Raw genomic sequence first — 21,500 nt, 5'->3', positions numbered from 1 at the left:
TCCCCTTTTCCAATAACACGATTATACTGAAATTTCTTAATTTAACTATAGCATGTCACCAAAAAAAAGACACCATTAGCTTAAGTGTCTTTGACAAACTACTATGACTTTTTCAAGATTTCTACAAATTTTTCTGCTGTTCTTACCTCAACTGTAAGAGAGTTTTTACTATAGTTAGCTTTTATTAAAAATGGTACATCACTGGTATTGTGGAATCTAAAATCTAAACCACCATAAGAAACAGTAGCGTCTCTTCCTTTTGGAACATACCCTACATCTAAAGAATGGTGATGCCGTTCTACAAATTTAACTGGTATTTGATCAACTGCGTTAAACAAGGTAGAGGACGTTTGACAAATACCTCCCCCAATGCCCATCACAACCTTTTTGTTGATGATTTCAGGTGCGGGCTGATAACCATTCGCTTCGTCTCTAGGGCCAACTACTGTATTAAACGAAAAATAATCTCCACTTCCAACGATAACATTATTGATTGCCTTCGCAGAAAGCTCAATATTTTTATTTCTGCCTACATCATAGGTATTAAAGTAAGTTGTATAGGATGCAACAACTACGTTTTCTAGATAAGGGATATCTTCAAAATAATATCCGCTTTCAGTTATATAAAGAGGCATCTCTACTTTACCACCAGTAGCTGATGCTTCTAATATTCTCTCTACTAATTCACTTTCTTTTAAAACAATTAAAGGACTTCCTTTCATTAGTTTCCCTTGATCGTCCAGCTTATCGAGTATCATACGCTTATCATAGCCTGCCGCTTTTTCATTCCCTCTCGCCAACTCTTTAGCTAATTGCTCAATTTGCTTTGTATACGATTGTTTATCAAATTCATAGCCCATTTCTTTCGGCGAAATTGTTTGGATGATAGCTTTTGTAGAAGGGTCTACAATTTCAACAACGCCAGATTCTGTTTGTTGTTGTTCAATGGTAACAGGCTTTTGTAAATCCTCAGCTTTTTGCTCTGACTCTTGAATTGATTGTTCTTGCTTTTTCTCATCTGTAGATTTCACCTGACAGCCAACTAGCCCAATCGTACAAATAATACATAATGTGGTCATCCACTTCTTTTTCAAATAAAACACCTACCCTATCGTCATACTACAGAGACATCTTATTCGTGTATTGTAGATAGTGTGTTTCATTTCATCATTTTTATTTATTTTTAAAATGAAGGTTATTTCGCATATTTCACATAAAATCTATAGATTAATACGATATACAGCCAATCATAAAAAAGGGTCGCAAGCGAAATAATAGTAATCAACGGTGTTCTAAAATACATATAGAAACCAACTGCAGCAAACATCGTTCCAATCATTTTACAAACAGCGATGCCCATTGATTGGCCACTTAAGTTCCCTCTTTGTAAAAATAAAGCAATAAACAATCCTGACATCATCAAATTCTGTATAAAAGCGGCATACTTGCCTTCAAGATCATTAAATTCATGCATCACTGCTAAAATCGTAAAAAAGCTTACTACTAGTGTAATTAAAAAAGATGAATAAAATATTTTCCTTGGAACTATTTTTTTATATTCCTTATGACCATAATGTAAAAATTGCATCATAATAAAAATGTCTAAAATAAACCACAGTAACGTAATAATCCTTTGCAAGTCATTTTGTGGATACATAAATGAAAAAATAAATTCCCATGAAATATTTGCACAAATTGCAACCATGGGCATCCCGTATCGCTTATCTTGTAATCCTTGTTTGATGATTAGTATGTATGTAATAATCCAAAACAACCCCATTCCTAATTGACAAATCAGTAGGAATTTTTCTTGCATCATATATACAAACTTCCTCCTCCTAATAATGATTCTTCGATACTATATGTGAAGAAATCTATTATTTATGTCAAAGGTTTGTACAACTAGGCTCTTAAAAATCTTAAGAGTAAGCGCCTATACATTCAGTAACCAATCATATATAGTAAAACGAGGTGATGATATGAAAACTAAAATTTATTTTGATAATGACCAATTTATCGCAGGCACTACTTTAAAAGATGATATCGAACTAGAACAAAACAATATGGCATTGCATACATGTGTACATGAATCTGATGTGGTAGAAAATCGAAAAAAACTGGCAACTACTTTGCATTGTGACTTACATGATTTTATTTGCACGCAACAAACACATAGTGCTAATTTCCATAAAGTCACGATTTCTGATAAAGGACGTGGCGCTGAAAAGATGGACAATGCCGTTAGTAATACTGATGCACTTTATACAGTAGAACCGAATTTACTTTTATGCAGTTTTACAGCAGATTGTGTACCTGTCATTTTTTATAATGAAGTCAATGGTCTTATTGGTGTGGTACATTCAGGATGGCAAGGGACTGTCAAGGAAGTTACATTAAAACTTTTCCAACATTTGATGGAATATGAGCATTGTAATCCACAAGATTTTCATGTACAAATCGGTATGGCACTCAGTCAGCAGAAATTCGAGGTGGATGCAGATGTTTATGATAAATTCCACAATCTAGGATATGCTGAAGACTTTATGTATTACAATGCAAAAACAAATAAATATCATATCGATAATCAACAAACCGTCAAAAAACAATGTGAGCTTGTAGGTATTCCTCCAAAGCAAATATTGATTGATTCAACGTGCACATTTCTCAGCCCAGATGGGTTTTCCTACCGCCAAGATAAACAGACTGGCAGACATTTAAGCTTTATTATGCGAAAAGAAAATTAATTGAAAGGGACAATCCAATTATTAAATGGAGTGTCCCTTTTGTTGTATTGAAAAACAATATCTCTATCAAAAAAGTAAAAAGGATGTATATCATAGTAGAGAAATACACCCTTTTAACATTTCATTATTTATTAACCAGGCGATCTTTTCCAATTCTAAAAACATAATAGCTCATGATCACAAGAACTAAGAAAATAATTCCTACAATTAGAGAAATTCTCGTATCATCATTAATCCACATACCGATAAGCACCATTATTAAAAAGGCAATCGTTAAATAGTTTGTAAATGGTGTTAAAGGCATTTTGAATGGGTGCTTGGAAAGTTGTTCACCTTTTATTTTTCTAAATCGTATTTGACTGATTAAAATAATAAACCACGGAACCATCCCTGGTAATACACTAGCACTGTATACATATACAAATAAATTTCCTGGTGCAACATAACTTAAAATAACACCGATAACCAAACCAAATAGCACGCCTGCTGTACCGAAAATGGGAACACCATTTTTAGAAAGCTTCGCAAAAAATTTAGGTGCTTGTCCATTCATGGCAAGTGTATATAGCATACGTCCAGCACTATAAATTCCACTATTACAGCCTGACATCGCTGCTGTAATGACCACAAAATTAATAATACCTGCCGCAGCGGTAATTCCAACCTTTGCAAAAGTTGCAACAAACGGGCTACCGATCGTACCTAATTCATCCCACGGATAAACTGTTACAATGACAAAGATTGCACCGATATAAAATATTAAAATACGCCAAATAATACTTTGAATCGCACTCGTTATAGTTTTTTGAGGATTCTTCGCTTCTCCTGCTGTAATCCCAATGAGCTCAACACCTTGATAGGCTGCAACTACTAATGATAACGCAAAGAAGAAACCTGTCCATCCGCCTGTAAAGAAACCTCCATGATTCCAAAGGTTCGATAATCCGATTGCCACGCCTTCATTACCAATCCCAAAGAAAATAAGACCAAAGCCTGCAACAATCATTAAAACAATCGTTACAATTTTAATCATGGCAAACCAAAACTCAAATTCTCCAAAAGTTTTAACAGAAATAAAGTTGGCAACACCTAAAATAATCATTGCAATTAATCCTGGAATCCATGCCGGTAAATCAGGATACCAGTATTGCATGTAAGTTCCTACTGCTATAATCTCTGACATCCCAACAATAACCCATTGAAACCAGTTACTCCACGCCGTTAAATAACCAGCTAATGGGTGTATATATTTATAGCCAAATGTTGCAAAGGAACCTGTACTTGGCTCCATATAAAGCATTTCTCCCATTGCTCGCATAATGAAGAAAATAAATATTCCTGCTATACCATATGCAAGGAGCACGGAAGGCCCTGTCCACTGAATGGCACTAGCAGACCCCATAAACAAACCTACGCCGATAGTACCTCCAAGAGCAATCATTTGGATATGACGTGCATCTAATCCCCTATTTAACTCTTTATTTGCCACAAATTACGCCTCTTTTCGAAGTTCTTTCTACGATGAATTATTTTATAATGATAATAAATTCTGCCGAAAAACACAATTGTATTTTTAGGAAAAACATAAATTACGGCAATACGACGGGGGTTCTGGGGAGCATTTTGAAGGTACTATCCGTTGCTTCGGCCGTTCTTTCCATCAATTTGACGACTCTATCCGCGACTTTGGCTGTTCTATCCATGACTTCGGCTGTTCTATCCACGATTTTGACGGTTCTATCCACAACTTCGGCTGTTCTATCCACCTTTTGACGGTTCTTTCCGTCGCTTTGGCGGCTATATCCGCTTTGACGGTTCCATCCGTTGCTTCGGCTATTCTTTCCATCAATTTGACGACTCTATCCGCGACTTTGGCTGTTCTATCCATGACTTCGGCTGTTCTATCCACGATTTTGACGGTTCTATCCACAACTTCGGCTGTTCTATCCACCTTTTGACGGTTCTTTCCGTCACTTTGACGACTCTATCCGCGATTTGACTGTTCTATCTACGACTTCGCCGGTTCTATCCACGACTTTGGCTGTTCTATCCGCGATTTTGACGGTTCTATCCATGACTTCAGCGACTCTATCCGCGACTTCGGCGGTTCTATCCACGATTTTGACTGTTCCAGCCGTCGCTTTTGCTGCTCTATCCATCACTTTAAGCAACACTTTCATCTTGGAATCAAGCTTTTAGTAAAAACCTATTTTATTACGTAAAAAAACTCTATTCCTTCATGAAAGACGATGAATGGAATAGAGTTTTTTTGTTATTGCAATAACGTCTGTTCTTGGAGCTTTGCAGAGAAGTATTTACGTGCATCTGCAGTTAGAATTTGCATCAGAATAACTTCTTCATGACGGGCAAATTCTACAAACATTCCACTTAGATTTTCATACACATATTTGATTTTATAGCCACTATCTAAATATTGATCTACTTTTTTTATTTCCTCTGTGCTTTGTTGATGTTCTGACATGCAATCACCTCACCTTTTTTTTGTGAATATCTTGGGTGTTTAATTTTTATTCAGCACCTTTTATTTCTAACAGCGGATCAGGTTGTTCAACGATGTCATCCTCATCTGGAACTACAGTTTGAGTTGGCATTTGTTGCTGCCCAAATAGTTCATCCAAATTGTGGCCAGCTGTAATTCCTAAATATTTTGCATCACTTGGATCTTCAAGCTCAGCTTGAGGGTATTTTTTGAACCACCAATATTTCGCTAGTACATAATATACAAGTGCCCCTACAAAAAACCCTACTAATGATGAATAAGTGGAGAATATATTTGCTATTGCACCACCAATAATCCAAGCAATTAAACCAGCTAAGTTAAAACCTTGCCAATATTTAAATTGACCATCTAATTCGTACAGTGCTTTTACATGCACACGGCGCTTACGGATTAAATAATAATCAGCATATAAAATACCAACGATGGCTGTTAGAATTCCTCCAATAATTAAAAGTGCATTGACTAATACATCAAATAAACTCCAAGGCTGTGCTAGAATACCAATGATTCCAGCAATAACAACCCCAACCCAAAACGGCACTTTTGGACCACCAATATTTGAGAAGATAGTTGCCGCTGGAATAACATTTGCAGAGGTGTTAGTTGACCATTGCGCTAACACAATCATTAACAGTAAAATGCCTAAAATAAAGCCGCTTGCACTTTGCTGTAATGCATTGATAGGATCAGCTGAGGCAACGGCCATATAGCAAACAGCACCAATTGTCACAATGAAAGTATTTGTAATCGGCATAACGATTAATGAGCCAACCAGCTGTGTTTTATTGCGTTTGAACCAATTGCGTTCATTTTTGGGTGCTTTAAAGAAGCGTGAAAGTGAAGGCATGTCGGCTGCTAGCGTCGACCAGAAGCCCATATTTGCCATAATCACTACCATAAATGCAGTGAAGGCCGTGAAACCTGTTGTTGGTGCTTCCACCCACGTCCAAATATTTTTTCCTTGAGCTACCGCAGTATCTGCCAGTGTATAATACATCCAGCAAGAAATTAAAATAATTACTGGTGCTGCCAAATCTGCAAAGCGTTCAATAGATTTAATACCTAGTGATGTATTAAATAACTGAAGTGCTGCAAAGACAATGAAGCAAATAAACCAATTATCAAAATTAAAAAGTAAATTTAAAATACCGTTTATAGCTAATGCACCGAAATAAGTGTTCAGACCGAACCAACATGCAGCCGTTACACCACGGACAAGTGACGGGATATGTGTGCCAAATGTACCGAATGGAGCACGCATATATACCGGGAATGATAAGCCATGTTCAATACCTATATCACCAATTAACGTCATAAATACACCGATTAAACAAGAGCCAATCAACGTTGCTAAAATCACCATCGGCAACGGCAAATTTATGATTGCCGAGCCACCAATTGCAAAAGCAGCTAATACAATTGCCATACCTATCCAAATTACTGCAAAACCAAATGTTCCAATATTTCTTTGTTGATGTGTCACTGGAAGTAAATCTGGGGATTTTAAATAATTCCCTTCACGTTCCATCTAATCTCTCCTTTTTATCAAATTTCCGTGACAACTTACATGAGGTTATTCCTTCAACGATGCTAAAGGAAGATGGAATTTCAGTTATCTTCATTCGGCAAAGTACACCCACCTTAGAAGGTAGTGAGATGAATACAGATATGGCTCCATTTAGTTAGTGTCCCAGCAAATACGAATGAAGATTTAGCCTCCGAACACAATTACGCAAAGGCGAAATTGATTTTAGAGGTTTACTTAGATAGACTACTAATCAGAGTTTGACGTTCATTCCAAGTCATAGGTGGAACTGTAGATGGACGTTCAACCATTGTAATAGCACCCTCTGCAGGACAAACGATTGAGCATAAATTACAGCCTACACAGTCCTCTTCTCGAACTTTCAGCATTGGGCGACCATCTTCTGTATATAAGTCAATACATTGATGTGATGTGTCCTCACATGCAATATGGCACTTGTTACAGTTAATGCAAACATCATTATTAATTTCAGCTACGATTTTATAATTTAAATCTAAGTCACCCCAATTAGAATATCTGGAAACTGAGCGACCTACTAAATCCATAACAGAGGCAATCCCTTTATCATCTAAATAGTTATTGAGTCCATCAATCATATCCTCAACGATACTAAAACCGTGATGCATCGCTGCTGTACAAACTTGTACGCCCGTTGCTCCCATTAATATAAACTCGGCAGCATCTTGCCAGTCGGAAATACCACCAATGCCCGAAATCGGAACATTGATTAATGGATTACGAGCACATTCTGCAACCATATTGAGTGCAATTGGTTTAACGGCAGGACCGCAATAGCCACCATGCGCACCCTTTCCTGCTACATGAGGCACTGTATTCCATGTATCTAAGTCAACACCCGCTAAGCTGTTAATCGTATTAATCATACTAATCGCATCTGCTCCACCTCTTGTGGCCGCTTCTGCTGTTACCGTTATGTCGGTAATATTTGGCGTTAGCTTCACTATTACTGGTGTTTTTGCTGCCTCTTTCACCCAATACGTTTGCTTTTCCACCAATTCAGGTACTTGACCAGAGGCAGAGCCCATTCCTCGTTCTGCCATCCCATGTGGACACCCAAAGTTAAGCTCTAGACCATCAACACCCACATCTTCGACTCGTTTAACAATCTCATGCCATTTTTCTTGCTTTGGCTCCACCATTAAGGAAGCGATTATCGCGTGATCTGGAAACCTTTTTTTCGTTTCATAAATTTCTTTTAAATTGACCTCTAGTGGACGATCCGTAATCAGTTCAATATTATTGAAGCCAGCTACTCTTTGTCCGTTAAAGCTAACAGCTGCAAAGCGTGAAGAAACATTTAGAATCGGATCTCCTAACGTTTTCCAAACAGCACCGCCCCACCCCGCTTCAAATGCACGTTGTACTTGATAGCCTGAATTCGTTGGTGGTGCTGATGCTAGCCAAAATGGGTTCGGCGATTTGATGCCCGCTAAGTCAATGCGTAAGTCTGCCATATTAGTTCCTCCCTTATGCAATCTTACTTGGATTTCATCAATAATGCCTCGGCATTATTGTGTCTGGAATCGGCTTTGTGCTTAGGCCTGCACGAGGGCCGACACGATGTCGGTCATTTCGGTAATGCCACAGGACGTGGCGTTATTACCGATGCAGGTCAGTTAGCCATTATCGCATGGATGCGATGATTTTAGGCTAACATCCTCAGTGAACTCCTTTCCGATTCCATGACATCCGCCAGAGGCTTTAGGCCGACACGATATCGGTCACTCAGGCGTTTTCATAGGATTTGAAAACGCCTGAGTTCCTCTATTTCAGCGGAAGTTTGGACACCTACTGAAAAGTAACTTAAATCTATGTTCATCTCAGCACCTATAAGGGCGGAAGACTTGTGCTGAAAGAAGCTAAACGTTCATGGATCTTATATGCTGCGTCTTTTCCTTGCTGTACAGCTGTTACGACCATCGCCTCGCCCTGGCCATTTCCGAAAACGACATCTCCACATGCAAATACTTTGTCATTCGAAGTTTTCATTGTCGTTTCATCAATATCGACAACGCCATTTGTATGCTGGAGCCCAAAAGCTTCAATCAGTGACACAAAACGTGTTTGCCCAATTGCCTTAATAACAGTATCCACTTCAATAATAAAATTGGAGCCCTCTACCTCTTCAGGCCTTTGTCGACCATCAGCACCCGCTTCACCGAGCTTCATTTTCACACATTCAATACCTACAACCTCACCTGATTCATTACCGACAATTTTTTTCGGTGCTGTCAGCCACTTAAACTCGACACCATCCTGCTTGGCAAATTCATATTCAAATTTGTATGCAGTCATTTCTTTTTGTGTTCTTCTGTAAAGAATTTGAACATTGTCAGCACCTAAACGCATTGCACATGTAGCACCATCAATCGCGGTATTTCCAGCACCAATGACAGCTACTCGCTTCCCAACAATATCTTTTGTAAGCGGTCCCATTTTTGTCTTTCTGACAAACTCTATCGCATCATGTACACCTTCTAAGCCTTCTCCTTCAATGCCTAGATTCGGAACAGCTCCCATACCGACTGCTAAAATAACACTGTGATATTGCTCTAAGATCTCCTCAGCAGAAATATCAACACCGACAGTTGTGTTTGTTTTGATTTCTACACCAAGCTTTTCAATCTGTTCAATTTCCCAATCAACGACTTCATTCGGTAAACGGAACGACACAATACCATAGTTACCTAAACCACCAGCTTTTGCTTCAGCTTCATAGATTGTGACATGATAGCCAAAACGACTAAGTTCTCGAGCAGCCGATAAACCAGCGGGACCTGCACCAATTATCGCTACCTTCTGCCCATTACTTTGTCCTTGCTTAAATAGCTGAGCAGTCGTCTCCATTGCCCAATCTGTTGCATAGCGCTGTAGCTCTCCAATTTTAATTGGCTTTGTTGAGGAATTTAACACACACGCCCCTTCACATAATTCCTCCGTTGGACAAACCCTTGCACAGCTTGCACCAATTGGATTTGCTTCTAATATAGTCGTAGCAGAGCCCTTCATATTACCTGAAGCAATTTTTTTTATAAAATTCGGGATTTGAATACTCGTTGGACAAGCTTTAATACATGGTGCATCGTAGCAATAAAGGCAGCGATTTGATTCCTCAATTGCCTCATTCTTTGTCATCCTGCTAGTCAATTCCATAAAATTACGTTTTAACTGTTGGGACATTGTATTTTCTTGATTCAGAACCATTTCCACATCCCCCTCATGTGTTCATTTTTTTCCTTCAAAGAGCTAAAATCAACATTCAACCCACCATCAATAAAGGAAGATAGTCTTCAGTAGCTAAGTGAAGATATTATGAGACCGATTGCTCTGTTCTCCACCAAAGCAATCGGTCATAAGCTAAATATTAAGTGCTTCTGCAGCAGTTGTTTTTAATGGGCGTTTTATATATTGCCCACTACCTAGTACACCAACAAATTCTTTATTTTTAATGACATATTCCCCACGAACTAGTACACTTACTGGTTCACCTGTTACTTCCCATCCTTCATATGGGTTGTAATCAACGTTCATATGATGGGTTTTAACCGAAATTTCTCGTTTTACCTCTGGATCAAAAATAACGATATCGGCATCAGAACCGATTGCAATCGTTCCTTTTTGTGGGAATAAGCCAAATATTTTTGCTGCACTTGTGGAAATCATATCGACAAACTCATTGATAGAAATTTTTCCTTTTGCTACACCTTCTGAATATAAAATGCTGAAACGGTCTTCGATAAAAGGCCCACCGTTAGGAATTTTAGAAAAATCATTTAATCCTAACTGTTTTTTACCTTTGAAACTAAACGAGCATTGATCAGAGCCAATTGTTTGTAGTTGTTTTGCTTTTAGAGCATTCCATAAATGATCCTGATGGTATTTCGGGCGAAGTGGTGGGGACCAAACATATTTTGCACCCTCAAAACCAGGTTGTGCTAAAGCAGATTGATCCAAAGTTAAATATGGTGGACATGTTTCACCGTACACGTTATACCCCTTTTCACGCGCAGCAATAATCTCATCTACCGCCTCTTTACAAGTTACATGTACTACATAAAGGGTAGCGCCAGCAATATGAGCTAACTCGATCGCACGTTTTGTCGCTTCGCCTTCTAATTCTGCTGGGCGAGTGAGCGCATGATAAATCGGCTCCTTATGACCTGCACGTCGCGCCTCTTCCACAAGCTCATCGATAACAGAACCATTTTCACAGTGCACCATAACAACAGCACCGAGGTCCTTTGCTATTTTAAAAGCTTTAAAAAGGGTGCGATCGGTTGCTTGAAATTCTTTCGCATAAGCCATAAACACCTTTACAGAAGTAATGCCCTCCTGCTCTAAAATTTGCGGCAATTCAGCTTCTGTTTCAGGCGTTAAATCACCAATCATTAAGTGGAATCCATAGTCGATAGCTGATTTCCCCTTCGCCTTGTCATGCCACTTTTCAATTGCAGCTGAAAGTTTTTCTTCGCCAGCCGTTAAGCAGAAGTCCAAAATAGTAGTCGTCCCACCAAATGCCGCTGCAATGGTACCAGATTTCCAATCATCATCAGTCACAGTATTGTTAAATGGCATATCTAAATGGGTATGCGGATCAATCCCACCTGGCATCACGATCTTACCAGTAGCATCAATAATTTCTACGCCTACTTCGGCTAAATCTTTACCTATTTGAACAATTTTTCCGTTTTCAATTAAAATATCTGCCTCAAAAACATCTGCAGCTGTTGCTACTCGTCCACCTTTAATAATTTTTTTCATTCTGCCCCTCACCCTTCGTAAAATAATGGAGAATGCTCAATTAATTCATAAAACCTACCTTAATGTAACGTGTAGGTCTCCCCCATACTGAACTTTGTTTGCAGCGTCAACACTGTTTCAAGTAATACATCTGCTCCTTTCGCACAATCCTCAAATGTTGTTTCCTCTTCCTCACAATGGCTCTTACCATTAATACTAGGAACAAAAATCATCGCTGATGGAAAAATACTTGCCATATATTGCGCATCATGTCCCGCTCCGCTAAACATTCGATGAGCAGTATAGCCGAAGCTCTGACAAGCCCTTGCCACCTCATTACAAATATGAGTATCAAAATAAACTGTATCTCTCCCCCAAAGCATAACCGGCTTAATGTTACAGCCCATATCCTCTGTAGGAAGATGATTCAGTATATCCTCAACTTTTTGCATGATTTCTGGTTTTTGATGACGTGAATCAATCGTAAACGTCACTTTGTTCGGTATAACGGTATGGATATTTGGAGATACATTCATTCGACCAAAAGTAAATACTAACTGTTCATCAATTTTTCCGAGCTCTTCATGTAAATACGTAATGATTTTTGAAGTTACGATCATCGGATCTTGTCGCATTGTCATCGGCGTCGTTCCAGCATGATTGGACTGCCCTGTAACCGTAATTTCATAGCAAACCATTCCTAATACACCTTCAACAACTCCTATTTCTAGTTGCTTCGCCTCTAGAACAGGTCCTTGCTCAATATGCAATTCGATATAAGCAAGAGCTTCCTTTAAACGATTTTCTTGATCCCCTTCATAACCACTCGCTTGCAGCGCTTCTTTGAAACTAGTGCCACTCTTGTCGACAGATTGCAGCATTTTTCCTTTTTCAAATTTAGATGAAATGACACCAGAGCTCATCATTGCTGGATCAAAACGAGCACCCTCTTCATTCGTAAAATTAACAATCATTATAGGGATATCTAGCTCAATCTCGTTTTCCTTTAACGTCCTAATGGCTTCTATAGCCGTTAAAACGCCTAATACACCATCAAATTTCCCACCCTTTTCAACGGAATCTAAATGTGACCCCATAACAATTGGAGGGAGATCCTTTTTCCCAGGGAGAATAGCATAAATATTGCCCATATCATCGACTTTAATGTCCATTCCTAATTCATCACAACACTCACAAAAATAGTTTCTTGCTAATACATCCTCATTCGAAAGAGACAAACGAGTTACACCACCATTTTCAGTGGCTCCAAATTGACTAAATTGTTCAATTAACTCTTGCAATCGTCTACTATTACACTTATACATATGCAATTCCTCTCTTTCACAGTAGTTATTCACATTCTATAAAAGATAAAAATTATGAGATATAGCTAGCAAACTAAAAAAATATGTGCATCTGCACATAATATATGGTAAGTTATGTTCATAATAAGGGGGGAAGAAATGGGGACAATTCGCAAAATTGTAGAGGGAGTTCAATTCCCAATGCTAACATTAGTAGCTGGACATAACGGAACGTATCGAAGAGTTACAGGGATTAACGTAGTAGAAAGCATCGATTTAATTATGTTTTGTAGACCTAATGAATTAGTCGTTACTACAGGTATTAATTTCTCTTCTGGAGGAGATTCCTTAGAGCAGCTTGTAAAACTAGCGTTCTCTAAAAAGGTAGCAGGTTTTATTATTAATACTGGTCTATATATTCCAAATATACCAGATTCAGTCATCTCTTTTGCCAACGAACATGATTTCCCTATTTTTCTCATGCCATGGAATTATCGAATAGCCGATCTATTAAAAACAACATTTCAATTTATTGCTAATCACCATCGAGAACTGTCTATCGAAGAAAAGGTTCTTTATAACTTACTTTTTCACTACAAACAAAACGCCAACTATATTAAGGATCAATTAGCACTACTAGGATTTCCACAAAGTAGAGAACTAGCCATCATTTCATGTACAACAAATAATGTACAAGCTAACATTGACCGTTACGAGGTCATGATCCAATTTGCATTTCAAAATAGATATAAACGCTTCTTAAAACTAAAGCATAAAAATCACCTCATCTTTTTAATCGACAAAGCACAAATCAATACACCTAATACTCCCTTCTCAAAAATTGTTGAAGAAATTTACGACAAAATTACACAAAAAAATGGTTACTTAGATATGATCATTGGTAAAGGAAATTTTCATAAAGAGCTTGAAAATGTTCGCAAAAGCTATGATGAGTCATTAACAGTAATCCAATTAGCAAAGCTTCATAACAACCGCTTCCTATATAAATATAAAGAAATTGGTGCCTATAAAATTATTATGGCTGTGCAAAATCAAACATTGATCAAATCATATAGCCAAGATATTCTAGGTCAGCTTTATCGCTATGATGAATTGCATAACACAGATTACGTACAATTTTTACGGATTTTTCTCGAGGAGAATGGTAGTACTCGTAGGATAAGTGAACGACAATTTATTCATCGCAACACAGTACTTTATAAACTAAAAAAAATAGAGACTCTTTTAGATATGGACCTAAGTAATCCATTTACAAAAACAAATCTCTATATCGCATTTTTGATTGAAGATGTATTGGCACACCAATAAATAGTCAGCATAAGACTTCCTTTTTGAGCAATCCATTGTACCTTTACAGATTTTCTCTAATTTTTCATAACCACGAACAAAAAACCCCCGTAAAAATTAGATTGATGTCTAACTTTTACGGGCAGTTCACATCTGTTTTTTGGAGTAATATCATTAAACTAGGAGTTATTTTCGGTTATGGTGTTTATTTTTGCTATGTGAATCCTTTTTTTCTTCTTCTCGCACATCCGTTGTGTTGAATGCAGTAAAATCTTCTTCATCACCAATCTCCATGCCATAGCTTGGATTCCTGTCTATGCGGGTATGAGGATCTAGGTCTTCATCCTCATCAAATCGCATAATTAGAATCGGAATAGATATTAACCCCGCTAACCCGACAATAGCATAAATCCATCGAGACAATACTGCTGTTTGTCCACCGAATAAATAGGCAACTAAATCAATTCTAAAGAATCCTATAAGTCCCCAGTTGATTGCTCCAATAATGACTAACACTAGAGCGACTCTATATACTATGCTCACGTTTACACCTCCCTTATTTGTAAATACGAAGCCAGTTATACACACTTGAAGTTCATTCTTCACATGTATGAAAAGCGTCGTTATTGCAAAAAAACTGTCATAACAAGTGAGAAAACAACAAATACTTATTGTAATTAAAACGCTCATTTTGACGGTCTTATTTTTAGCAATAACCGTTGTTTTATACAAAGTGCATAGTAGGCTACAAACAAAAGGAATGCTAGTGAATCAAATATAATAAATCGCTTTTTTATGGCTTAGCAGCATAACTAAATCCCACGCATTACCTATAAATAATAGCTCTTCAGCTAAATGTAGTTCATTGAACTCCTGAATTTTTCGTGTTCATTATTGCTCTTATGGTCTTTGATAATCAAGGAATCCTAACCGATCTATATCCCTTCTGTACCAATTCTTGTTTTAAACCTTTATTTAGCACTCAAAAACCCTAAATATAGAATAAAGTGTGATATATTTACATAATACTCTATTTTTAGAACACCTTATTTAACCTATCGTCAGAATACTCACTAATGACTGACTAAAAGGGATTGAGATAGGAGAAAGATTGAATGATGAAAAATAAAATTATGAAAACCAAGCTGTTATTTTATTTTTTTATCGTACTTATATTTACTTTTACACAATTCAGCTTACCAGGTCATGCTGAAGAACTATCTGAACCTATTATATTAGGAAAACATTATGATATTTTTCGTGACCCTTCAAACAAAATTACAATAGAAGATTTATTAAGTGGTACCTATAACAAATCATTTGTCGCTAGTAAGGACGATTATGTATTCTTTTCACATACGAATGATACAATTTGGCTTCGATTGGATACTGAAAAAATATTAAAAGATAAACAGGATTCTTACTGGTTAGAAGTAACAGACAAACTAGATAGCATTGAAATGTATTTAGTGAAAGAAGATGGCTCCTATCGTGTTCAAAAAAGAGGAATATCAAATGTGGACGATCAAAACATTCATTATCGTTCGAATTTATTTCAAATCAAAGAACCTTCCGTCAAAGAAATTTATTTAAAACTAGATGGAGAATTACCATTAAGTTCAATTTCTTTTCTTTTTGCAACAGATAGCTTCATCAATAAGATTATTGACTATAAATATTTAACAGGAATGTTTTACGGGTTCTTATTAGCTTTATTAATTTACAATTTATTTTTATTCTTTTCGTTAAAAGAAAAGGCTTACTTTTACTATGTATTGTATATTTTTAGTTTTATCCTCTATCAGGCTACATTGAATTCTTTAGATGTTGAGCTATTAGGACAATTTTTGCCTAAATGGTTTTTTATAAAATCCTCCGCTATAAGTGGGAATCTTTTACTTTTGTTTATGATTCTATTTTGTAAAGAGTTTCTTGAACTAAAAAAATATTTACCTCGATTCCACAATTTCGGAAATTTACTATTATGGGGCACTGTACTTTCTTTAATTGCTTCATTCATTATCCCTGATGTGGCAATTACTAATAATATCACAATTATTTTGGCTGTAGTTGTCTTCATTTTCCTTTGGTTATCAGGAATTTTTGTATTGTTAAAAGGTCAGAAAATGGCTAGATATTATATGGTAGGTTGGACTATTTTACTTGGTTCTATCATTGTGCAAGCGTTGGCTTTATTAAGTATAATTCCATTCCATCCAGTTATATTTGAGGAAGTTCCTGCAGTTGGTGCTATTTTTGAATCTATATTTTTGTCATTAGCATTAGGTGATAAAATCAATATTATTAAAAAAGAGACTCAGGAAATACAACAAATACTAAATGAAACACTCGAATATAAAGTTAAAGAACGAACACAAGAGCTAGAAAGAGCTAAACTTGAGCTTGAAAAATTAGCAAATACCGATCGACTTACTCAAGTTCCAAATCGTGTAAGGTTAGATTACGTGTTAGAAGAAGCATTTGAACAAGCTCAACATCATGAGACCAAGTTTTCTATTATTCTACTAGATATTGATTATTTTAAAGAAGTCAATGATGAGTTTGGCCATCAAGTAGGAGACTTAGTCTTAATGAACGTAGCCCAGATATTACAAAATACGATTCGAGAGCAAGATACAGTTGGAAGATGGGGTGGTGAGGAATTTTTAGTTATTTGCCCCCAAACTACACTAGATGAGGCTGTTAAGGTTTCTGAAAAAATTCGTCAGCAATTAGAAAATTATCAATTCCCTATTGTGCAACGAAAAACTAGTAGCTTCGGCGTAACTAGCTATGTAAATGGAGATACACGAAATACATTATTATCAAGATGTGATAAAGCGTTATATCGAGCAAAAGAACGAGGCAGAAACTGTGTTGAATTTTTAATAGATGATGTCAATGACAAGATTTCTAGTACGTAATAGTTCACTTATTATGAGTGGTCTATTTTTAACTAAAGAACTTCACTACATTGAATAACAATTTTCACCTCACTCTGACATTGGTCCAGATGCCAATTGAAAAGTATCTGTAATGGCAATTTGTGGCACAATCCAAAGTCGTCCTTTGGAAAAATCCCAAACCTGTGTCTTAGTCTAAGCCACTTCATTGTTTGAACATAGCCTATACTATATCAATTGAAGGGAGTTATAAAAATGGTAAATCCAATGCGTTTTAATGACGGACGCCAATTTTCTCCAGGCATGGGCGAATTCGGAAGACCGTTTTTCCCAGGGAGACCATTCTTCCCAGGAAGACCGTTTTTCCCTGTGAGCCCATTTTTTCCAGTAAGTCCATTTTTTCCGATATTCCCATTTTTCCCGTTTGGGAGACCGTTCTTCCCCGGCTTTAGACCTGGTTTCCGTAGATGGTAGGAATTCTTTTTTGAACTACCGATTTATTAGACAAAAATTTAAAACAAAGCTATAGAACTAGACTTTGTAAAAGCTCAAGAGAAAATACAAAAGATTCTATAGCAATGATTAATAACATTGCTGATGAAGGTATGATGATTACGGGATGTCAAGTCCTTTCGGCAGACCAAAGAAGTTTTATAACAGCAACTAGCCCCCGCAATCGTCGAGGGCTTTTTTAATGAGTAAATCTTATTCTCGACTTGCAGACTAAATAGCTCGTGATCGCTGTTTTCTACTTTATATTCGCTCGAGTCACCTGGGTTTTACTTTCTTCAAAATTCGCTCAGGTAGCCTTACTTTGGGGATAAATCCCACAAAAAAATCCCTTTTAGCAAAACTACTAAAAGGGATTTCAACTATTTCTGCCAATTATTAAGTTCCTTTAACAACTCCGGTAGCTGCAATTTTTTCACATCAATCGGTGGTAACGCCTTAACAAATTCCCTGCCGTACGACTTTGTTGAAATACGGCGGTCTAAAACTATAAAGGCTCCTTTATCCTGTGATGAACGGATTAAACGACCAAAGCCCTGTTTAAAACGCATGATGGCTTCTGGTAATGAAAGCTCGTTGAAAGAATTGCGACCTTGTGCGGTAATATGTTTTGCTCGCGCTTTAAATACAGGTTCTTCTGGTGAGGAGAACGGTAAACGTACAACGATTACCGATGCAAGAGCGTCACCTGGAACGTCTACACCCTCCCAGAAGCTGTTTGTACCAAAAAGAACGGCATGGCTAAACTTTTGGAATGATTTTAGTATTCGCATCCGGCTACCACCTGTGACTCCTTGTGCAAAGAGCATATAGTCATCAAGGAGTTCACTATCTTGAATAAGCTCCACTGTTTTTCGAAGCATGTCCTGAGCGGTAAATAAAACAAAGCAACGCCCTTCAGTCATTCGCACGGTACGTGTAATTGCATGGGCGACCGCTTCAATATATTCGTCTTGAGTCACATGTTGAATTTCAGGCATATCGGTGACAATAAATGCCTTCGCACCTGCATAATAGGATGGTGGTGCTTGGAGCTTTATTACTTGCACACTATTAGAAATACCAAGTTGACTCGTTACAAAACGCTCATTACCTGGCACCGTTAAAGTACCTGAAGTCCACACAATACTTGCCTGCTTACGAAGAGGCGTCAGTACTTTTTCAATGATAGGTGTGACATTAACAGGCTTTTTATAGACGTGTAAGCTGCCAGGAACGCTCCTTACATCAAATTCTACCCAAACTGAATTATCATCCTGTGCCGATAGGAAAATTTCTTCCCATTCCGCGATTTTCACTTTTAATTCACGGATCCAATAATGCCACTCAGATAAAATAAAGAGCTCATTTTTATCTAATTGCTCAATATTATTTTCAAAGGCCTGCCCTACTTCTGTAGCAAGATCAAGCCATTGCTGAGTGAGCTTACTCACTTGTAGAAGCGGCTCTTTTGCTAGCGTTACATCCTCTAAAAACAATGTACATTTACTACTAGCTTGCTTCCCTTTTATTTGTTGCTGCATTTTTTGTACAGCCCGTTGCATAGTTTCATCAAATGTCCGTTGTAGACGTATGAATTGTGCATCTAGTCGCTGCAAACTTTGCATAGAAACACGATGTTTTTTCTTAGCGGCCTGACTAAATTGCTGGAACAAAGCAGTTTCCTCCATCGTTCCGATTTGGCCGAAAATATACTTCCACTGCGTATAGGAGAAGACAACTTCATCTTGCTGCATAGCAGATTGTATAAATTGATGTGCTTCGTCAATGATCCATCCGTCAATTTGTGTAAATATTGGTGTTTGACGAACTAAATCACTGAGTACCATAGAATGATTCGTAACAATACAATCAGCAAATTCACTATTTTTTAACGCTTGCTCATAAAAATCAAAACCCTTTGAAGGTTTTTCATCAGGCATTTTGCGGATTTTCTCTAAAAATAATTGTCCGCCTCCAGATACATTGAGCTCACTTAACACACCTGTTTCTGTTTTAGTCAACCAGACAAGAATTTGCAAAATCGTAAATGTATCATCATAAGTTTCATCAGCATATGCCATACATTGCTCAAAGCGTGCAACGTCAATATAATGCTGCATGCCCTTAAGCACAGCAATATTTACTTTTGTGCCAAGGATTTTTTCAATCTTTGGTAGCTCCTCCTCAACAAGTTGCTCCTGCAAGTGTGACGTATATGTGCTAATCGCAATTTTTTTATCGACTGCTCGAGCATACAAAATCGCTGGAAGTAGATAGCCTGCTGTTTTACCAATACCTGTTGAGGCCTCTATAACGCATTCCCTTTTGTCATTTAGCGCTTGCCAAATCGTGTCCATCATCTCGAATTGCGCTGGTCGTTGCTCAAAATTCGACATAGCTTTTGTCATTAATGCTGTTTTATCAGCTGCTGTTTGTGGATACGATACAACCTCCGCATGATTTGTAAACTTTTTTCGTCCATCACAAATAGCCAAATTGCGGTAGTAGGAGACATTCTCATTAGCAGTTACATGCTGTCGTTTAATTTGAAGTGCCTCGAAGAAAAGCTGGGATAAATTTGACTTCAATCTGAATGAACGTTTATGCATTTGTTCTAGGGTTAGCTGAGGGAGACTGAGTAACTCCTTCCAGCATCGTTTAAAGAGTTCCGCTGTTGCACGGGCATCGTCATCTGCACGATGTGCATTTGTTAGCTCTATATTTAAATCTGCCGCTAAATCACCTAGCTTAAAGCTGAGTGACATTGGGAACAAAATTTTTGCAAGCTCCACCGTGTCCATCTTTTTACCCTGCCATTTTGATAAACCCGCACGCTTGAACTCTGCTTGTAAAAAGGATAAGTCAAAATCCGCATTATGCGCGACGAATACACAATCGGCAAGCAGTTCATATATGTAGTCGGCATGTGCCTCAAACGGCAAGGCATCCTTTACATCCTCATCCGTAATATGCGTTAAATCCTGAATGAAAGTTGGAATAGCCTTACCTGGATAAATAAACTTCGTATACGTTTGTTCAATTTCCCAATCTTTCATAATAACAATTGCTATTTGAATCATTCGGTCCCCATTTGCCGGTGAATGACCAGTCGTCTCTAAATCAACAATTGCATACTTTTGACTTTCCATCATACATCTCAACTCACAGTTCACATTAGATAGATGAATTTTATCACATATTTGGCTCAGCGGCATCCCTTCACCATTGTTGATTGTTCATAAAAAAAGACTTCTGAACGATTATCAGAATTCACAGTAAGAATTTTCAAATTAATATATAATGATTGTTAAAGATGTGCCCAACACCATAGCATTTAGTTAATTTCCGTTCCGACTGGCATCTTCCTGTGGACGTCCGGTGAGCCGCTTCACTCCAATCAACTTTTATACAAAGCGACGTCTTTATAAATGCCCTCCACAACTTTTGATGAGGAGCAAAATTAAAAGATACAATTTAAGAGGTATACTTCAGAAATGAAACCAAATTTTTGCATATGAAAATATAGTACAATATCAAAATAATATACAACCAACTCAATATTTTATTGAAAAATTTGAGATTTATCGTCAACTATTAGAAAAAGAATTTGAACTCTATGTTATCCCTAAGGCGATTGTATGGACTTCAGAAGAAATTGCAACCAAGATAGCATTTGGTTTGAAGAAGGGATGTGCGAATATTTATCAAAAAAATAAATCTCAATGAAAATCAGTTCGCTGAAATTGCAAAGAAAGAATTAGAATTGATTCATTTGATTAAAGATAAAATAAGGTAAACATTTATTAGATGATTTTGGTACTGCTAGTTATGAATCAAAAAATTTAACGAGTATTATGTATGACTACTGGCGTAGCTTCCAAACCATCAAATACTTAGTTGGGGAACGTTCAAATAACAATA

At 37.3% G+C, this 21,500-nt stretch carries 14 protein-coding genes; 3 read left to right on the top strand and 11 right to left on the bottom strand.

Annotation, left to right across the window (positions count from 1 at the left end):
• Positions 1-101 precede the first annotated feature (101 nt).
• Both AC3WSO_RS08450 and AC3WSO_RS08445 read right to left on the bottom strand, forming a co-directional pair.
• The gene (locus tag AC3WSO_RS08450) at positions 102-1,094 is read right to left on the bottom strand and encodes a VanW family protein (RefSeq protein ID WP_492530198.1); all 993 of its coding nucleotides are present in this window, start codon (positions 1,092-1,094) and stop codon (positions 102-104) included.
• A gap of 101 nt (positions 1,095-1,195) precedes the next feature.
• Positions 1,196-1,819, bottom strand: coding sequence for a transmembrane-type terpene cyclase (locus AC3WSO_RS08445; RefSeq protein ID WP_492530197.1), 624 nt, complete (start codon positions 1,817-1,819; stop codon positions 1,196-1,198).
• Between the two features lie 160 nt (positions 1,820-1,979).
• Between AC3WSO_RS08445 and pgeF the strand changes: the two genes are divergently transcribed.
• Entirely contained in the window at positions 1,980-2,744 is a 765-nt protein-coding gene (gene pgeF / locus AC3WSO_RS08440) for a peptidoglycan editing factor PgeF (RefSeq protein WP_492530196.1), read from the top strand.
• Between the two features lie 124 nt (positions 2,745-2,868).
• On the opposite strand, the gene AC3WSO_RS08435 is transcribed toward pgeF, so the two are convergent.
• From AC3WSO_RS08435 to AC3WSO_RS08405, 7 genes are all read right to left on the bottom strand, one after another.
• Complete coding sequence (locus AC3WSO_RS08435; protein ID WP_492530195.1) at positions 2,869-4,233, bottom strand: amino acid permease; 1,365 nt, start codon at positions 4,231-4,233, stop codon at positions 2,869-2,871.
• Between the two features lie 783 nt (positions 4,234-5,016).
• Complete coding sequence (locus AC3WSO_RS08430; RefSeq protein ID WP_492530194.1) at positions 5,017-5,226, bottom strand: hypothetical protein; 210 nt, start codon at positions 5,224-5,226, stop codon at positions 5,017-5,019.
• A 46-nt stretch (positions 5,227-5,272) separates the two neighbouring features.
• Positions 5,273-6,793, bottom strand: coding sequence for an NCS1 family transporter (locus AC3WSO_RS08425; protein WP_492530193.1), 1,521 nt, complete (start codon positions 6,791-6,793; stop codon positions 5,273-5,275).
• A gap of 230 nt (positions 6,794-7,023) precedes the next feature.
• Positions 7,024-8,286 (bottom strand): NAD-dependent dihydropyrimidine dehydrogenase subunit PreA, encoded by a 1,263-nt coding sequence (gene preA, locus AC3WSO_RS08420; RefSeq protein WP_492530192.1) that lies wholly within the window; start codon positions 8,284-8,286, stop codon positions 7,024-7,026.
• A 373-nt stretch (positions 8,287-8,659) separates the two neighbouring features.
• Complete coding sequence (locus AC3WSO_RS08415; RefSeq protein WP_492530191.1) at positions 8,660-10,036, bottom strand: NAD(P)-dependent oxidoreductase; 1,377 nt, start codon at positions 10,034-10,036, stop codon at positions 8,660-8,662.
• A gap of 153 nt (positions 10,037-10,189) precedes the next feature.
• Positions 10,190-11,593 (bottom strand): dihydropyrimidinase, encoded by a 1,404-nt coding sequence (hydA, locus tag AC3WSO_RS08410; RefSeq protein ID WP_492530190.1) that lies wholly within the window; start codon positions 11,591-11,593, stop codon positions 10,190-10,192.
• 59 nt (positions 11,594-11,652) lie between these two features.
• Positions 11,653-12,897, bottom strand: a complete 1,245-nt coding sequence (locus AC3WSO_RS08405; RefSeq protein WP_492530189.1) for a Zn-dependent hydrolase — start codon at positions 12,895-12,897, stop codon at positions 11,653-11,655.
• 138 nt (positions 12,898-13,035) lie between these two features.
• Here AC3WSO_RS08405 and AC3WSO_RS08400 point away from each other — a divergent pair, with 138 nt between their 5' ends.
• Positions 13,036-14,205, top strand: a complete 1,170-nt coding sequence (locus tag AC3WSO_RS08400) for a PucR family transcriptional regulator (protein WP_492530188.1) — start codon at positions 13,036-13,038, stop codon at positions 14,203-14,205.
• Between the two features lie 165 nt (positions 14,206-14,370).
• On the opposite strand, the gene AC3WSO_RS08395 is transcribed toward AC3WSO_RS08400, so the two are convergent.
• On the bottom strand, positions 14,371-14,727 hold the full coding sequence (locus AC3WSO_RS08395; RefSeq protein ID WP_492530187.1) for a DUF378 domain-containing protein: 357 nt from the start codon (positions 14,725-14,727) through the stop codon (positions 14,371-14,373).
• A gap of 572 nt (positions 14,728-15,299) precedes the next feature.
• On the opposite strand from AC3WSO_RS08395, the gene AC3WSO_RS08390 reads away from it, so the two are divergent.
• Positions 15,300-17,108, top strand: coding sequence for a sensor domain-containing diguanylate cyclase (locus tag AC3WSO_RS08390; RefSeq protein WP_492530186.1), 1,809 nt, complete (start codon positions 15,300-15,302; stop codon positions 17,106-17,108).
• 851 nt (positions 17,109-17,959) lie between these two features.
• Here the strand turns inward: AC3WSO_RS08390 and dinG are convergent.
• Positions 17,960-20,731: an ATP-dependent DNA helicase DinG gene (gene dinG, locus AC3WSO_RS08385; RefSeq protein WP_492530185.1), complete on the bottom strand. Its 2,772-nt coding sequence runs from the start codon at positions 20,729-20,731 to the stop codon at positions 17,960-17,962.
• Positions 20,732-21,500: the final 769 nt, after the last annotated feature.

Source organism: Lysinibacillus sp. EB106-09-02-XG168, assembly GCF_058791475.1.
The sequence above is the reverse complement of the archived record's forward strand: the minus strand, read 5'-3'. Positions and strand labels throughout refer to the sequence as shown.

Bases quoted from the DNA above. Each gene is read 5' to 3' on its own strand.
- AC3WSO_RS08400 (WP_492530188.1), top strand. From the start codon at position 13,036: ATGGGGACAATTCGCAAAATTGTAGAGGGAGTTCAATTCCCAATGCTA.
- AC3WSO_RS08425 (WP_492530193.1), bottom strand. From the start codon at position 6,793: ATGGAACGTGAAGGGAATTATTTAAAATCCCCAGATTTACTTCCAGTG.
- pgeF (WP_492530196.1), top strand. From the start codon at position 1,980: ATGAAAACTAAAATTTATTTTGATAATGACCAATTTATCGCAGGCACT.
- hydA (WP_492530190.1), bottom strand. From the start codon at position 11,593: ATGAAAAAAATTATTAAAGGTGGACGAGTAGCAACAGCTGCAGATGTT.
- AC3WSO_RS08445 (WP_492530197.1), bottom strand. From the start codon at position 1,819: ATGATGCAAGAAAAATTCCTACTGATTTGTCAATTAGGAATGGGGTTG.
- AC3WSO_RS08415 (WP_492530191.1), bottom strand. From the start codon at position 10,036: ATGGTTCTGAATCAAGAAAATACAATGTCCCAACAGTTAAAACGTAAT.
- AC3WSO_RS08405 (WP_492530189.1), bottom strand. From the start codon at position 12,897: ATGTATAAGTGTAATAGTAGACGATTGCAAGAGTTAATTGAACAATTT.
- preA (WP_492530192.1), bottom strand. From the start codon at position 8,286: ATGGCAGACTTACGCATTGACTTAGCGGGCATCAAATCGCCGAACCCA.
- AC3WSO_RS08390 (WP_492530186.1), top strand. From the start codon at position 15,300: ATGATGAAAAATAAAATTATGAAAACCAAGCTGTTATTTTATTTTTTT.
- dinG (WP_492530185.1), bottom strand. From the start codon at position 20,731: ATGATGGAAAGTCAAAAGTATGCAATTGTTGATTTAGAGACGACTGGT.
- AC3WSO_RS08430 (WP_492530194.1), bottom strand. From the start codon at position 5,226: ATGTCAGAACATCAACAAAGCACAGAGGAAATAAAAAAAGTAGATCAA.